Below are 15,192 nucleotides of genomic sequence, written 5' to 3'. Positions count from 1 at the left end.
GTAATATATTGACTATATAAAAACAAGGAGTTGGATTATGTCTGAATATATTGTAACTTGCTGCTCTACAGCAGATATGCCTCTGGAGTTTTTCAAAGCCAGGAACGTGCCGTTTGTCTGCTTTCACTTCATAATGGATGGAATGGAATATGAAGATGACTTGGGACAGTCAATGGCTTTTGACGAATTTTACAAAAGAATCTCTGACGGTGCACAGCCCACAACCTCCCAGGTTAACGTAGGACAGTTCAATGACTTATTTGAAGGATTCCTTAAAGAAGGTAAGGATATACTTCATATTTCACTGTCATCCGGATTATCCGGCACATACGGCAGCGCATGCGCTGCAAGGGATGTATTGCTGGAAAAATATCCGGACAGAAAAATTCTGGTGGTGGATTCTCTGGCAGCATCCTCGGGATACGGCCTGTTGGTTGATGCGGCCTGTGACCTGAGGGACAGCGGCTTGAATATTGAACAGGTATATGACTATCTGCAGGAAAATAAGCTTTATGACCACCATTGGTTTTTCTCAACGGACCTTACAAGCTATTATCGGGGTGGCAGGATTTCCGCAGCAGCAAATCTTTTCGGTACAATGCTCAACATCTGTCCGCTGCTGAACGTAAACCAAGAAGGAAGACTGATCCCCAGGGAAAAAATAAGGGGCAAGAAGAAGGTTATTGAAGAAATAGTCAAAAAGATGGAGCTTAACGCAAAAGACGGGCTGGATTATTCAGGCAAGTGTTTCATATCCAACTCATCATGTTATGAGGATGCCAGAAAGGTTGCCGACCTGGTAGAAAGCAGGTTCCCGAAGCTTGACGGAAAAGTCATGATAAACAGCATCGGTACTGTAATAGGGTCTCATACAGGGCCCGGAACCGTGGCGCTCTTCTTTTTCGGAAACAAACGAACAGATTGAATTAAACCGGTGAAAACCGGTTCAGACTATTGACAAACCTCGAATATGTCATCCTGAGCGTAGCGAAGGATCTCATCTTTATTGAAAACATGAGATTCTTCGGGCTATGCCCTCAGAATGACAAGGCCGGAAACTACTTTGTCATCAACCTGAACCGGTGAAAACCGGTTTTTTATTGCGAAGGCACACGTCATGGATTTTTCTGGTCCGGATTCTAGAAGAAAACCTTCTTCCCAAATATTGCATTACTTTTGGAAACAATGCTGTGCTATACTGGTTAAACGAAGGGGGAGATTTAATGAAAAAAACTTTCAGGCAAACGATAGCACTGGTAATTGCCTTCATGATGATGCTGTCATCTGGCAACTATGCTTTCGCAGCTAAGACGGACAAGGTGCCACCCACAGCTCCGACTAATTTGAAAACAGCTTCAGCCACAAATAGCTCGGTCACTCTCATATGGGATGCATCAACTGACAACGTAGGAGTAAACGCTTACAGCATCTACAAAGACGGAAAATATCTAGCGTCCTCCATGACGACCGCTTACACAGCGGACAACCTTGAAACAGGCAGTACATACGAGTTTTACGTGCTGGCAAAGGATTTGAAAAGGAACCTTTCAAAGCCCAGCAAGCCGGTGAAGGTCACAATATCTTCAGAGTCTGCCGGTTCATCAGCTCCGTCAAGCGGTGAGCAGCAGGAAAGAAGAGTGGTGGGATACTACGCCGCATGGTCATCCTACTCAGGATTTACACCGGATAAACTGGATGCATCCAGTTTAACCCACATAAACTATGCATTTGCCAACATAGGGGCCGATTTCAAAATCACTATGGGATATCCGGACAAGGACCCTGCAAATTTCAAGCTGCTGCAGGGGCTAAAAAAAGCCAATCCCAACCTGAAGACTCTCATATCCGTGGGAGGATGGACATGGTCCGGAAAGTTCTCCGATGCCGCTTCAACAGAAGCAAACAGGACTGCATTTGCACAGGGATGCGTTGACTTCATAACCAGGTACGGTTTTGACGGCGTTGACCTCGACTGGGAATATCCTGTGGGCGGAGGTATGGCCGGAAATTCCAAGAGTCCTGCAGATAAGCAAAATTTCACTCTTTTGCTGAAAAACATAAGGGAGAAGCTGGACAAGCAGGGAGAACTGGACAACAAACACTACCTTCTGACAATAGCAGGCGGAGCCGGCAGCCACTACATACGAAACACTGAACCTTCACTGTTTCACCAATACTTAGACTATGCCACGGTCATGACCTATGACATACACGGAGCCTGGGATACCTATGCTGATTTCAATGCACCTCTTTATGTCAGCAAGTCATCGCCCCAGTTCAAATGGAGCCTGGATTCAAGCGTAAAGGCGTGGACTGCGGCAGGTTTCCCGGCTGCTAAGCTGGTGGCTGGAGTACCTTTTTACGGATACATGTATGAGATTAAGAGCGGAGCCAACAACGGATTGTTTCAACCTTTTTCAAAAGCTAAGTCTTTGAGCTACAACACCATTTCTAAGAATTATCTAAGCGAAAAAGGGTTCACCAGATATTTTCACGAGCAGTCAAAGGTTCCCTATCTTTCCAACGGAAAGATTTTCATCAGCTATGACGATGAACAGTCCATTAAGTACAAGGCGGACTACATAAAGGATAACGGACTTGGGGGGGCAGCCATATGGGAGCTCAGCCAGGATCCTAACAGGATTCTTCTAAGTGTGCTGTCAGATTCGCTGCTCAGATAATTTATGTTCAAAATGATATTTACAAATGCAGAATGCCATAATATAATGTAAGCAAAATTTTGCAGGAGTTTTTAATGAAATCAAGTGAACTTTCAAGGAACCTTTCAGGAAGCGCAGATTCTTTGGATGAATACAATGAGTGTGTCTTGGATCTGTTGGAGCACGAGGCTGTCAGGTCCATGGAAAAATTCATACAGCACGGAAGCGTAAGCTGCCTTGAACACAGCATTGCAGTGTCGAGAATCAGCTACCGGTTATGCAAAAAACTCGGGCTGGATTACCGATCCGCAGCAAGAGGAGGGCTTCTGCACGACTTTTTTCTGTATGACTGGCATATTACAAAGACCCAGGGCGGTCTTCACGGGTTCACACATCCTGTGACTGCTCTTAGAAATGCAAAAAATCATTACAGCCTAAACCCTGTTGAAGAGGACATAATCTTAAAGCACATGTGGCCTCTTACCTTCAGGGCACCAAGGTACAAGGAATCGATGGTTGTTTCTCTTGTTGACAAGTACTGTTCAGCAACAGAAATATTCACCTTTGAAAGGATGAAACAGTTGGTTTTGCCATTTTGGTCTGCAGCAAACCAATAAACAGGGACTGTCGCATCTGTGATTATTATCATGTCATTCTGAGCCTTTAGCCCGAAAGATGATATGGATACACAATGTGACAGCCCCTTTTATGTTTCATATTGTTATTTGAACTGATCAAATTTTTTTGCTATGTCTTCTATGTTGCCGGATTTCATGTCTTCAGGAAGTATGGGCAGTTTGAATATCTTCTTGCCGCTGAAGGTTTTTTCTATGATATTCAGGTAGATTTTTTCCTGTTCCTTCTTTTTCCTCCAGAACGGGTCTTCGGAATTTTCCGGAAGTATTTTATTCACTATTATTCCGTCTACGGAAATGTTGTATTTCTCAAGAACTGCAATAGCCTTGGCTGTTTCGTCTATGGGAAGCTTTTCTGCATTTATGACGAATATGAAGGACAGCAGCCTGTCATCCATCATTATTTTTTTGGCAAGCTTAACCTTATCATATCTCTTGTTAAGTATTTTAATAACTTCGTCGTTATCCAGGTCCTTTCTGTCCGGATGGCCGCTGTGCAGGGCCATTGACATGAGCTTCACCGATTTCTGCCTCTTTTCAATGAGAGTCTCAAGCCATGCTCCCAGAAGTTCCGGAAGCGAGAGAAGTCTAACGGTGTGTCCTGTGGGAGCAGTGTCGAATATTATTCTGTCGTACTCTTCTGTTTTCTCGGTAATAATTTCTATCATTTTGTCAAACAGAGCCGCTTCCTCCGATCCGGGTGAAACAGCAGCAGCATCGATCTGCCTGTTGATCTGTTGCACTATGACGGGGCTGACAATGTTCTTTAGGCTCTTTCTCACATTGTTCATGTAAATCATGCTTTCTTTCTCTCCGCTGATTTCAATGGCATCAAGATTTGGCATAATGCTGGTTATTTCATCGCTTATTGCTTTTTCAAAAATATCCGATGTGGAGTGCGCTGGGTCAGTTGAAACCAGCAGCGTCTTAAGGCCGCTATTGGCCGAATACACCGCATATGAAGCACTGCAGGTAGTTTTTCCCACACCGCCTTTTCCACCGAAAAAAATAATTTTGTTCATGTCCCCTCCTATGCGTCAAAGCCGTAATCAGACCATCTTTCTTCCCAGACGTAAAGTCTGTTGATCATCCTGTTCTGCCATCCGTCAAGGTCTTCAGCTATGAGCGGCAGAAGTTCAAGCGAATAGTATGTGGTGGGTATGGGTATGCCCAGAATGTCGCCAAAGCACAGAAGTATAAATTCATCCATTTCGTTGTGTGCTTCCTTGAAGATAACGGACCTTGACTTTCTTTCGAAATCAGTCGCCGCTCCTAAAAACAGTTTCACATTTTCAAGAAATTCCTTAATTTTTGAAGTATCCAATGCGTCCTCCTCTGTAACGATTTCCTATCGGGTGCCAATTGCTTGAATAGATTGTATTTCAATATTTTGGCAAAGTCAATATATATCTGAGTTGTGATTTTTTATCATGTTACAAGTATTGTTCTTAGTGCCGTAAGGCTGTGAATTTCATAGGTTGGCTTGAAGCGTGTTGTGTTTTGGATTTTCCCCGGATTGAACCAGCAGGTGTCTATACCGGCATTTATGCCTCCCTGTATGTCTGTTGTGAGACTGTCTCCAACCATCAGAACCTTGTGTCTGTCCGTACAGCCGATGTTGTTCAGGGCATGTTCAAAAATTCTTTTATCCGGCTTGGAAAGTCCTACTTCTTCAGAAATCACCACATCATCCATATACTTTCCTATGGAAGAATTCCTGACCCTGTTGTGCTGTACAGCTGTCAGACCATTTGTTATGATTGTCAGTCTGTACTTCCTGCTCAAATCCTGTACAAGGCTCATGCTGTCATCATAAAGAAAGGATGACTGGGACAGGTTCATCATGTACGATTTTGCAAATTCATATTCATCCATGTCTGCCTGAAGCTTTTCAAAGAATTTTCTAAACCGTTCATACTTAAGCTTTTCCTGAGTTATGAGGCCGTTATCGAAATCCTTCCAAAGGGAATTGTTTATGTGGGCATAAATGCTGTAGTGATATTTTTCGTCGTAATCAAAGCCGTAATCCAGCATTGTTTTTCTGAAAGCTTCCTTTTCTGCCTTACTGAAGTCAAACAGCGTGTCATCGGCGTCAAACATTATAATTTCATATTTCATAATTTTCTCCTGTTACTGTTTCATCTATTTTACATTTTCATCATGGTGATTGTCAACAGGCAAGAACCAATAAGTCATCAGTCAGATGCGGTCATAAATAAATGTCTGCAGTAATTAATTTAAAAGTTATTTCATAAAACGAAAATTATTCCAACACATTACTGTTTGTGGTATAATTTAAATGAAAATAATCAAGCTAAATAAATATAAACGGATGTTATATAGGAGGCACATATGCATTGTGTACAAAACATAAGCTCTCATATTTACTGGGTGGGAGGCAACGACAGAAGGCTGGAGCTGTTTGAAAACATGTTTCCTCTGCCGGGCGGCGTATGCTATAACTCATTCATGATCATGGATGAAAAAACAGCACTGGTAGATACGGTGGACCAGTCCATAAGCAGGCAGTTCATGGAAAACATCACAGAGGTTCTTGGTGGCAGAAATCTGGACTACCTGGTCATAAACCACATGGAGCCGGATCACTGCGCAAACATAGAAGAAATGGTAAGGCGTTATCCTTCAGTCAAAATAGTTGGAAACAAAAAGACGTTTCAGATGATAGAGCAATTCTACAATTTTGATTTTGAAATGAACATGCTTGAGGTTAAGGAAGGGGACGTGCTGATGCTGGGAGAGCACAGCCTCAAATTTTTCTTCGCACCCATGGTTCACTGGCCTGAAGTAATGTTCACTTATGAAATGACAGAAAAGATTTTGTTTTCTGCCGATGCATTCGGTTCCTTCGGAGCGCTTTCAGGGAACATATTCAGCGATGAATCGGATTTCGAATGCACGTTTGCCGAGGAAGCAAGGCGCTACTATGCAAACATAGTGGGCAAGTTCGGGCAGCAGGTTCAGACCATCATGAAAAAGCTCTCACAGTGGGAGATAAAAATGATATGCCCTTTGCATGGTCCCATTTGGAGGAATAACATAGATTACATAATCGGAAAGTATGATTTGTGGAGCAGGTACGAGCCTGAAAAGAAAGGCGTGCTTCTGGTTTACGCATCCATGTACGGCAACACGGAAAATGTAATGAACGTCATAGCCAACAGCCTTGCAAAAAAAGGAGTAAGCCACATGCACATGTACGATGTGTCCAAGACACATCCTTCCTACATAATATCAGATGCATGGAAGTTCAGCCACATAGTGTTCGGTTCGCCCACATACAACCTGGGACTGTATTACGGAATGGAAAATGTGATGAAGGATATGGCAGCCCTTCAGTTCCAGAACCGCAAGGTAGCGCTGGTGGGAAACGGTTCATGGGCGCCCAGGGCAGGAAAGGCCATGGAGGAAATTTTATGTTCCATGAAAAATGTTGAGCTCATATGCCAGCCCTTTGAAATAACATCATCCATGAAAGGAAAACAGCAGCAGTTGCTGGATGAGTTTACGGCCAGGATAATAGAATCGATGAAGTAACATTAAGCAGCCTATAAAAAATTGCGTTTCGGTTTGAAACGCAATTTTATTCCATATTTATATTCCTTTTTTGTACAGCTTGTAGGAGTAAATTGCCGGTACAGCTACCAAAACGAACAATACTGTAAGAAGCAACGGCAGAGTGTTAAGGTTCAGAAATGTTGCCAGAATAAGAACTATTCCTCCTGCAGTCCACAGATAGCCTGCCATGCGGTGGGTTCTGTTCCAGTTTTCCTCGCTGTTCAGCGTCCAGGGCAGCTTGATTCCCATGGTGTAGTTTTGCTTGCACTTTGGCAGGTAGTTGCCGCATACGGTTATTATGACACCTACGATTATTGGAACCACCACCTGAATCTCCACGGGGTATCCCATAGAAGCAAATATTGTTACAGGCATAAGCAGCAGGGTGAGAAGCGGTATGAGCCACTTGGAAAGGTTCTTGAGGGCAGCTGAGTAATTTGCCTTCTTCGGGTCGTTGTTAAGAAACATGTGCGTCATAAAATTTAATGCAGCCATGAGCATGGGCAGACCAAATGCTGCAAATTCTCTTGATGCATAGTTGTCCGGCTGTCCCTGTATGTTCCAGTGAACAGGCATCTGCTCCGGCAGGCGGTCATAAAAATATATGGACATCGCAATGGGCAGCAGACATACAATGGTTGTTATAATTAATATCCTGTCAATTTTCATCTTCATTTTTAATACCTCCAAACTGGGTGAACCACAACATAACCTCTTCAAATACGGATATGTTTATTTCATAGTAAATGTAATTTTTAAACCTGCTTTCCAGCACAAGCCCCGCTTTTTTCAGCTGGGACAGGTGGTAGGAAACAGTGGCTGCCGTCATGTCAAAATTTTGGGATATATCTCCCGCCGTCATTTTCCCGTCCTTCAACATGACCAATATTTCTCTTCGCACGGGATCGGAAAGAGCCTTAAATGTTTCTGGAAATCCCACCTCATCACCTCTTGGTATTTAGAAAATTATCTAAATAGATTATATTGCGCCATGGACTTTATGTCAATATCTATTTAGAAAAAAATCTAAATAGTTTTTGAATCATGGGCATATTCCGGAATATGTTTGTAATATTTACGGATTTGATGTATAATATAAAATATTACATATAAAAGAGGGGTATAATGTCTAAGCAGTTAAAAGCGGATTTAATGCTGCTTCTGATCACTCTCGGCTGGGGTGTTTCCTACTACCTGGTTGATTTAAGCCTTGAGGACATGGGATCGTTCACATTAAATGCAAACAGGTTTCTAATAGCATTTGCCGTTGCGGCAGTGCTTTCATTTCCAAAACTCAGGAATGTATCTAAAGCCACATTGATGTACAGCGCATTGCTTTCGGTGGTTCTTGTGTTTGTATACATTGGAGCGACTTTCGGCATTCAGTACACCACGCTTTCAAACACAGGGTTTCTGTGCGGACTTTCCGTTATTTTCACACCGATTCTATCCAGCATAATCTACAGAAGGCTGCCGGACAGGAAGGTAATATTTGTGGTGACCATGTCTTTTATAGGAATAGGGCTTCTTACGCTTACGGACAGCCTCACCATCAACTATGCAAACCTTAAGGGAGACCTTCTTTCCATTATGTGCGGCTTCATGTATGCCATAGACCTTCTAATAACCGAGAAGGCCGTTAAGAAGGATGATGTGAATCCGTTTCAGCTGGGTGTTTTCCAGCTTGGATTTACTGGAGCATTCAACCTGGTTTTGGCATTTGTGTTCGAAGTGCCGCATCTGCCTACCAGTCCCCATATATGGGCACCGGTGCTGTTCCTGGCCGTGTTCTGCACAGGCATAGCGTTCATTGTTCAGGCAGTCGCCCAGCAGTATACCAGCGCATCCCATGTGGGAGTGATTTTTTCCCTGGAGACGCTGTTTGCCGGAATAATAGCATTCGTGTTTGCCAATGAGGTGCTGACTGCGAAGTCCTATGTCGGTGCTGCACTTATGATAACAAGCATCTTTGTCATGGAAATTGATTTTGGTGAATTAAAGAAAATTAAAATGAATAAAATGAATCAGGAGCAGTGAAATGTACAGACTAGTAAATGCATTTTATTTCAGCCCAACGGGCACAACAGGAAAAGTTGCTGCAAGGCTGGCTGAGGAACTGTCCAGGTCAATGTGCATCGAAAAGAACGTGAGAATCATCGACTTCACCCTGCCGGATAAAAGAGAAGTGCAATATGATTTTGCAGACGATGACCTGGTCGTTGTAGGAGTCCCCGTAATTGCCGGAAGGGTTCCCAACGTGCTTCTGAAATTTTTAAATGCGGTCAGGGGAAACAATGCTTCAGCTGTGGCGCTGGTTGTTTACGGCAACAGAAACTACGATGACGCACTGGTGGAGCTGAAGGACCTGCTTGAAAAGGCCGGGTTTATTGTGAAGGCCGGCTGTGCCTTCATAGGGGAGCATTCATTTTCAAATGTTCTGGCAAAGGGCAGACCTGACGGTGAGGACATGAGCCTTGCAGAGGAATTTGCCGCTAAAATATCTGAAAAAATAAAATCCGGAACAGATTCACCCGTTGAAGTAAAGGGAAACAAAAATTACAGCAGCTACTACAAACCCAGGGATAGGGAAGGAAATCCCGTTGATTTTAGAAAAATCGTGCCGAAGACAGGACCTTCCTGCACAGGCTGCAATATTTGCATAGAGGTCTGCCCCATGGGAAGCATAGACAGTGAAGATCCGTCAAGAATGTCTGGCATATGCATCAAGTGCTGCGCCTGCGTTAAAAATTGCCCTACACAGGCAAAGCATTTCGATGATGAACATTTTGTAATGCATAAAAGGGAACTGGAAGAAGATTGCAGGGAAAGAAAAGAACCTGAGCTGTTTTTACAGCATTAGAGAGTTGCAGAGCAACTCTTTTTATTTAAGGAGGCATCATGAGCATTGGTTACGCATGTCTTGCAGTGGGCGTTAAAGATGCAGGCTTTAAAAGCTGCACAATGAAAAATGCAGACACCGAAAGGCTGACAGAAATTACAGAGCACAACCTCAGAACTTTAGAAAACATAATAGAATTCAATGCAGCAAACAACATAAAGCTGTTCAGGATAACCTCCGGCCTGGTACCGTTCGGTTCAAGCCCTGTTAACAATCTGCCCTGGCACGAAATGTTTGAGGGCCGCTTCCTGGAAATAGGTAAAAAGATAAAGGACAGCGGAATGAGGGTATCCATGCACCCAGGGCAGTACACGGTTTTAAACTCACCCAATGATGATGTTGTAAAAAGAGCAGTGGAAGATTTAGATTACCATTGCCTCGTGCTTGACAGCCTGAAGGCTGGTCAGGAGTGTAAGATAGTGCTGCATGTGGGAGGAGTCTACGATAACAGGAAGTCTGCCCTGGAACGCTTTGTAAGAAACTACATGAGACTTAAGGAAAATGTGAAAAATCGTCTTGTCATCGAAAACGACGACAGGATGTACAGCATAGAAGAAGTGCTTGAAACAGGAATTGCCCTGAACATACCAGTAGTGTACGACAACCTTCACAATGCAGCAAATCCATGCGGCAGCCAAAGCGATGATTTCTGGATAAGCCAATGCAATAAAACCTGGAAAGCAGCAGACGGAAAGCAAAAAATTCATTATTCACAGCAGGACCCAAGCAGGAAGAAGGGTTCCCATTCTGAATTCATCAGGGTAAAGGAATTCATGAACTTTTACGGGCAGGTTAAGGGAGAAAATCTTGACATTATGTTGGAGGTGAAGGACAAGAATCTTTCCTGCGTCAAGTGCATCAACTGCACTTCAGAAAGAAACATAAATATTTTGGAGAAGGAATGGGGCAGGTACAAGTATGCAGTGCTGGAAAAGTCTCCGTCACTCTACCAGGAAATAAGACATCTGCTTAAGGACAAGGAAAAGTACCCCGTGGTTGAGTTTTATGAATTGATAGAAGGCGCCATGACTGAAGAAATGAACAAAGGTCATGCCATAAATGCTGCGCAGCACGTTTGGGGCTATTTCAAAAACACTGCGACTCAGAAGGAAAAAGACGAGTTTTCAAAGTTGGTATCAGATTTCATGAGATCAGAATCTGATCTTTTGAAAATAAAAAGGATGCTTTTCAAGTTGTCATTTAAATACGGCGAAAGCTATCTGCTGGATTCGTACTACTTTTTATTTTAGCCTGTTTCTATGGTGCAATTTATTTTGAAACATGGAGATTTGTAATGTTTAACTGTTTTGATTTGAAGAAATAATTTTCTCTTGAAATAGATTAACTCGGCATATTTTCATCCTTAAGGGAAAAGATAAAACAAAACCTTATGAGGAGTGAATTTATGTTTAAACATGACAAGAAACTTCTGTTTGAAGTTAAAGTAGACAATGTGAATCCAAACTATGCAACCATGATGCAGGAGCAGTTAGGCGGACCTCACGGAGAGCTTAAGGCAGCACTTCAGTATCTTTCACAAAGCATGCGCATTAAGGACAAGGAAATCAAGGACCTTTTTCTAGATATAGCAGCCGAAGAACTTAGCCACATGGAAATGGTGGCAACAACAGTCAACCTGCTGAACGGACATGAACTGGATGCAAAAAATGCTACCATAGGAAACATACAGGCTCACGTATCAACCGGTCTCACACCGATGCTTTCAAATGCATCCGGATTCCCATGGACAGCAGCGTACATCGAAGAGACCGGAGACCTGGTAGCAGACCTTTTATCAAACATATCTGCCGAACAGCGTGCCAAGGTTGTGTATGAATATCTGTACAGACAGATAGATGACAAGGGAGTAAGGCAAACTATAGATTTTCTTCTGAACAGGGAGGAAGCCCACAACACAATGTTCAGAGAGGCACTGAACAAGGTTAAGGACACAGGCTCAAACAAGAGCTGGGGAGTTACGGCCGATTCAAAATTGTACTTCGACCTGTCATCACCGGGAGGGCAGTACTTCAATTCTGAAAATGCTCAGCCTCCAAGCTTTGCAGCTCCAAATGCAAAAAAATAAATTTCAAGAGATGGCTGGCCATCTCTTTTTTATATAATAAGAAAGTTCTCCTTCTTATTATATAAAAACGAGGATTGCTAAGGACGGGATGTCCTTGCCGTTAGGGGGGGTGCGGAGTCAAAAATGCGCAAGCGTATTTACGCCGAAGGGTGACGTAGGTCCCCCTAGCGGAGTTGCGGAGCAACTTTTTTACATTATACGCAAAAAAACTAATATGTTATTTATACCTTGTCCTGCAATATTTGCCAGCTGAAAAATATAAATATTCATATTGATTAGTGCAGAAAATAATGATATTGTAATGTAATAAAAATGTTAATATAATTTAAATATTTTAAGGAATGCAAAATGAGCAAAAAAAATAAATGGATGTCCTGGGTGCCTGCTGTTGCATGGATGATTGTAATATTTATGCTGTCAGCACAGCCTGCAGCCAGCTCAAACAGCTTAAGCCGCGGCGTTACCAGGATGATTGTGGAAACGGTGGGCAGAGTATTGCCCCTGGATATAGAAATGAGCACAATCAACGACATAGTGACGCAATTGAACCATCTAGTTCGCAAGATGGCACACTTTTCGGCGTATGCTTTGCTTGGAGTTTTGACATCCCATGCGTTGCATAAAAACGGCATACAAGGGCGAAGGGCTTTTTTGATATCCATTTGCATTTGCGTGATTTATGCAGCCAGCGATGAAATTCATCAGCTTTTTGTTCCTGGGAGGGGATGCCAGCTGAAGGATGTGATGATTGACAGTCTTGGCGCAGCAGCAGGTGCTGCCCTTAACGGAGCAGCCGGCAAATTAATGAGACTTAAACGGTAACAAAAGGGGTTGGGAGTATAGAACATTGAATAATGAGGAGTACACATGATAACTTTTGGAAGTATCATCAAAAAAATCATAATATTCAGCGTTCTTATGCTCTCTTTTGCCGAAGTGTCCGCAGAGCCGAAAAATCATACGGAAATGGTTGTAAGGGTTGCATTGCCTATGCAGCCAGGTTTTGCGGAAAAGGACATTGAAGGAAACTACAGCGGGTATACTTATGATTATCTGATGAAGATATCCCAGTTCACTAACTGGCAGTACGAGTTTGTTGAAATTGACGGGAATGTTTTGGAGCAAAAAGTAAAAATACGAAAAATGCTCGAAAACCGGGAAATAGATCTGGTAGGACCGGTTGAGAAGGTATACGGATTTTCGGATTTTGCCGATTTAACAGCCTACCAGTACGGAACGGTATACAATACATTGTCTGTTTCCACAGAGAATAAAACGATTAGCGAACAAGACTACAGGACCATGAGAAACCTGAAAATTGCCGTCATGGGCGGTGACAGTGACAGGATTAGGGAGCTGGAGGAGTTTTGCTCATCCAACAACATAACATATGAGCTTGTGGAAATTAAATCATATGAGGAAATGAGAAGAGTTCTTGATGACGGCAGGGCTGATGCAGTGCTGGGTCTTAGCACGCAGAAAATGGAGAACACCAGGACCATTGCAAAATTTTCATCGAAGCCCTTTTATTTTGCTGCGGCGAAAGGGGATTTCTTCATACTGAACGGTCTCAACATGGCTCTTAACAAAATTGACCAGACAGATCCGTATTTCACGGCGAAAATTAACAAAAAATATTTCACTGATGTGATTCCAAACCTCCTGCTTACTGAAGCAGAAAGAGAATACATTGAAAACAATCCTGTGCTTAAGGTACTGGCAGCTGACGGCATAGCACCCATACAATATTTTGACAAGGAAGGAAAGCTACACGGTGTTTCCAAGGGAGTAATGGAAGAAATAGCTTCCATGACGGGGTTTGAAATCGAATATGTGGGAATGGAATCAATAAGCAGGATATTTAAGGAAAAGGATGCAGACATAGTACTAGGTGTTCCGCTGAACTATAACAGAGACGAATTTCCGCGGATGACACTTTCAACCCCGTATTTTGATACCGGAATAGTGATGTTCATTAGATCCTCCCTGTATCCCAGCTCATTGGAGAACAAGAAATATGCAGCCATAGTGGGATATGAGCTTCCTGAAGATGTTAACAGGGAAAATGCCATATTCTTCAATTCCCGTGAAGCGGCTATGGATGCTGTTGAATTCGGAATAGCAGATTACGGGTACGGCAATGTATACTCTGTTTCATTCTATACGATAAAAAACGAGTATAAGAACATAGTTGCTGTTCCAAAGATCCAGGAAACATTAGAATACTGCATGGGCTTTTTAAGCAATGACAAGCTGCTGGAATCAATCATAAACAAGTCGATAATTTCAATCGATGATAAAAAAATGCAGAACATCATTCTGGAAGCCACTTCCCAGGCATCAAGAAAACTTACGGTGCCGCTTGTACTTGAAGCATATGGCGAAGAGGTTACGGTATTTCTTTCGCTTGTGTTTATCTTAATAGCAGCCGGCATTGTTTATATAGTCCATACCAACAAAAAGCTTAAGATGCAAAACATGCTTTATACTTTGCTTGCAGATATTTCCAATGAGTACATCTTTGAATACAACGTCAGGGATGACGTACTGAAACTGTCCGAAGAGTTTGCACAGCTTCTTGGAACAGGAAGGATGCTCCGCGGCTACAAAAACCATCTTAAGGAGCTGATCGTCAGTCAGGGCAGAGAGTTTTCGGAACCCGGAAGCCTGGTTGACAATGTTGACCAAATCTATGAAATTAACATTCCGTTGGCAGATGGCAGCGAAGGCTGTTTCAAGGTTACAAGCACAAGGCTTTCCGGTAGCGGACAAAAAGTCGAATACATTATCGGCAAGCTTACGGACATAAGCGAAGAAAACGCCAGAAAGCGGGAACTGATTCGAAAGGCGGAAAGGGACGGCCTTACGGACCTGTACAATGTTGCAACCAGCAAGGAAGAAATAGCCCAGCTCATGAAAAACAGGAAGGAAGGCACCATGGATGCTTTCATTATACTTGATGTGGATTACTTCAAGGAAGTTAACGACAATTACGGTCATTACGCAGGCGATAAAGTTCTGCAGTCCCTGGCTGAGATTTTGAGAATGACTTTCCGAAGCACTGATGTGGCTGGCAGGCTTGGAGGAGATGAGTTTTGCGTATACATGAAGGATGTCCCTTCCGAAAGGTTTGTAAGGTCGAAGTGCAAAAAGCTTAACGACATGGTGGTGAATCAGTCTGAAGGCATAAATGTTTCTCTGAGCATAGGCGTGGTCATTGTTGATAAGGACATGGACTATGAGGAAATGTACAGGAAAGCGGATGACGCTCTCTATCATGCAAAAAGAAACGGAAGAAACCAGTTTGCGGTTTACACGGATAATGAATAATCATTT

Annotated in this window: 15 protein-coding genes; 10 read left to right on the top strand and 5 right to left on the bottom strand. The window is 42.9% G+C overall.

Annotation, left to right across the window (positions count from 1 at the left end; genetic code table 11):
* Positions 1–37: 37 nt before the first annotated feature.
* The 3 genes from AAGU76_RS09670 (at position 38) to AAGU76_RS09660 (ending at position 3,277) form a co-directional block, all read left to right on the top strand.
* The gene (locus AAGU76_RS09670) at positions 38–925 is read left to right on the top strand and encodes a DegV family protein (protein WP_342485271.1); all 888 of its coding nucleotides are present in this window, start codon (positions 38–40) and stop codon (positions 923–925) included.
* Between the two features lie 298 nt (positions 926–1,223).
* Positions 1,224–2,681 carry a glycosyl hydrolase family 18 protein gene (locus AAGU76_RS09665; RefSeq protein WP_342485270.1) on the top strand — a complete coding sequence of 486 codons (1,458 nt, stop codon included), beginning with the start codon at positions 1,224–1,226 and terminating at the stop codon, positions 2,679–2,681.
* 74 nt (positions 2,682–2,755) lie between these two features.
* Positions 2,756–3,277 (top strand): HD domain-containing protein, encoded by a 522-nt coding sequence (locus AAGU76_RS09660; RefSeq protein WP_342485269.1) that lies wholly within the window; start codon positions 2,756–2,758, stop codon positions 3,275–3,277.
* 104 nt (positions 3,278–3,381) lie between these two features.
* On the opposite strand, the gene AAGU76_RS09655 is transcribed toward AAGU76_RS09660, so the two are convergent.
* The 3 genes from AAGU76_RS09655 to AAGU76_RS09645 all read right to left on the bottom strand — a co-directional run bounded on the left by AAGU76_RS09655 (position 3,382) and on the right by AAGU76_RS09645 (position 5,413).
* Complete coding sequence (locus AAGU76_RS09655) at positions 3,382–4,317, bottom strand: TRC40/GET3/ArsA family transport-energizing ATPase (protein WP_342485268.1); 936 nt, start codon at positions 4,315–4,317, stop codon at positions 3,382–3,384.
* Positions 4,318–4,325: 8 nt separating this feature from the next.
* Positions 4,326–4,619 carry a hypothetical protein gene (locus AAGU76_RS09650; RefSeq protein ID WP_342485267.1) on the bottom strand — a complete coding sequence of 98 codons (294 nt, stop codon included), beginning with the start codon at positions 4,617–4,619 and terminating at the stop codon, positions 4,326–4,328.
* 104 nt (positions 4,620–4,723) lie between these two features.
* Positions 4,724–5,413: a YjjG family noncanonical pyrimidine nucleotidase gene (locus tag AAGU76_RS09645; RefSeq protein ID WP_342485266.1), complete on the bottom strand. Its 690-nt coding sequence runs from the start codon at positions 5,411–5,413 to the stop codon at positions 4,724–4,726.
* 234 nt (positions 5,414–5,647) lie between these two features.
* On the opposite strand from AAGU76_RS09645, the gene AAGU76_RS09640 reads away from it, so the two are divergent.
* Complete coding sequence (locus tag AAGU76_RS09640) at positions 5,648–6,850, top strand: FprA family A-type flavoprotein (protein WP_342485265.1); 1,203 nt, start codon at positions 5,648–5,650, stop codon at positions 6,848–6,850.
* Positions 6,851–6,907: 57 nt separating this feature from the next.
* On the opposite strand, the gene AAGU76_RS09635 is transcribed toward AAGU76_RS09640, so the two are convergent.
* Together AAGU76_RS09635 and AAGU76_RS09630 are read right to left on the bottom strand one after the other, a co-directional pair.
* Positions 6,908–7,546 carry an SdpI family protein gene (locus AAGU76_RS09635; RefSeq protein WP_342485264.1) on the bottom strand — a complete coding sequence of 213 codons (639 nt, stop codon included), beginning with the start codon at positions 7,544–7,546 and terminating at the stop codon, positions 6,908–6,910.
* Positions 7,530–7,811: an autorepressor SdpR family transcription factor gene (locus AAGU76_RS09630; protein ID WP_342485263.1), complete on the bottom strand. Its 282-nt coding sequence runs from the start codon at positions 7,809–7,811 to the stop codon at positions 7,530–7,532. Before AAGU76_RS09630 ends, AAGU76_RS09635 begins: the two co-directional genes overlap by 17 nt.
* Before the next feature lie 185 nt (positions 7,812–7,996).
* Between AAGU76_RS09630 and AAGU76_RS09625 the strand changes: the two genes are divergently transcribed.
* The 6 genes from AAGU76_RS09625 (at position 7,997) to AAGU76_RS09600 (ending at position 15,186) form a co-directional block, all read left to right on the top strand.
* Positions 7,997–8,908, top strand: a complete 912-nt coding sequence (locus tag AAGU76_RS09625) for a DMT family transporter (protein WP_342485262.1) — start codon at positions 7,997–7,999, stop codon at positions 8,906–8,908.
* A 1-nt stretch (position 8,909) separates the two neighbouring features.
* Positions 8,910–9,731 carry an EFR1 family ferrodoxin gene (locus AAGU76_RS09620; RefSeq protein WP_342485261.1) on the top strand — a complete coding sequence of 274 codons (822 nt, stop codon included), beginning with the start codon at positions 8,910–8,912 and terminating at the stop codon, positions 9,729–9,731.
* 38 nt (positions 9,732–9,769) lie between these two features.
* Positions 9,770–11,020: a UV DNA damage repair endonuclease UvsE gene (gene uvsE, locus AAGU76_RS09615; protein WP_342485260.1), complete on the top strand. Its 1,251-nt coding sequence runs from the start codon at positions 9,770–9,772 to the stop codon at positions 11,018–11,020.
* A gap of 155 nt (positions 11,021–11,175) precedes the next feature.
* On the top strand, positions 11,176–11,856 hold the full coding sequence (locus AAGU76_RS09610) for a manganese catalase family protein (protein ID WP_342485259.1): 681 nt from the start codon (positions 11,176–11,178) through the stop codon (positions 11,854–11,856).
* A 348-nt stretch (positions 11,857–12,204) separates the two neighbouring features.
* On the top strand, positions 12,205–12,678 hold the full coding sequence (locus AAGU76_RS09605) for a VanZ family protein (RefSeq protein WP_342485258.1): 474 nt from the start codon (positions 12,205–12,207) through the stop codon (positions 12,676–12,678).
* 45 nt (positions 12,679–12,723) lie between these two features.
* Positions 12,724–15,186, top strand: a complete 2,463-nt coding sequence (locus AAGU76_RS09600; protein ID WP_342485257.1) for a GGDEF domain-containing protein — start codon at positions 12,724–12,726, stop codon at positions 15,184–15,186.
* Positions 15,187–15,192: the final 6 nt, after the last annotated feature.

This window comes from Sedimentibacter sp. (assembly GCF_038562225.1).
Taxonomy (GTDB): domain Bacteria; phylum Bacillota; class Clostridia; order Tissierellales; family Sedimentibacteraceae; genus Sedimentibacter.
The sequence above is the reverse complement of the archived record's forward strand: the minus strand, read 5'-3'. Positions and strand labels throughout refer to the sequence as shown.

Bases quoted from the DNA above. Each gene is read 5' to 3' on its own strand.
- AAGU76_RS09655 (WP_342485268.1), bottom strand. From the start codon at position 4,317: ATGAACAAAATTATTTTTTTCGGTGGAAAAGGCGGTGTGGGAAAAACT.
- AAGU76_RS09640 (WP_342485265.1), top strand. From the start codon at position 5,648: ATGCATTGTGTACAAAACATAAGCTCTCATATTTACTGGGTGGGAGGC.
- AAGU76_RS09620 (WP_342485261.1), top strand. From the start codon at position 8,910: ATGTACAGACTAGTAAATGCATTTTATTTCAGCCCAACGGGCACAACA.
- AAGU76_RS09605 (WP_342485258.1), top strand. From the start codon at position 12,205: ATGAGCAAAAAAAATAAATGGATGTCCTGGGTGCCTGCTGTTGCATGG.
- AAGU76_RS09670 (WP_342485271.1), top strand. From the start codon at position 38: ATGTCTGAATATATTGTAACTTGCTGCTCTACAGCAGATATGCCTCTG.
- uvsE (WP_342485260.1), top strand. From the start codon at position 9,770: ATGAGCATTGGTTACGCATGTCTTGCAGTGGGCGTTAAAGATGCAGGC.
- AAGU76_RS09635 (WP_342485264.1), bottom strand. From the start codon at position 7,546: ATGAAGATGAAAATTGACAGGATATTAATTATAACAACCATTGTATGT.
- AAGU76_RS09660 (WP_342485269.1), top strand. From the start codon at position 2,756: ATGAAATCAAGTGAACTTTCAAGGAACCTTTCAGGAAGCGCAGATTCT.
- AAGU76_RS09645 (WP_342485266.1), bottom strand. From the start codon at position 5,413: ATGAAATATGAAATTATAATGTTTGACGCCGATGACACGCTGTTTGAC.
- AAGU76_RS09625 (WP_342485262.1), top strand. From the start codon at position 7,997: ATGTCTAAGCAGTTAAAAGCGGATTTAATGCTGCTTCTGATCACTCTC.
- AAGU76_RS09600 (WP_342485257.1), top strand. From the start codon at position 12,724: ATGATAACTTTTGGAAGTATCATCAAAAAAATCATAATATTCAGCGTT.
- AAGU76_RS09665 (WP_342485270.1), top strand. From the start codon at position 1,224: ATGAAAAAAACTTTCAGGCAAACGATAGCACTGGTAATTGCCTTCATG.
- AAGU76_RS09610 (WP_342485259.1), top strand. From the start codon at position 11,176: ATGTTTAAACATGACAAGAAACTTCTGTTTGAAGTTAAAGTAGACAAT.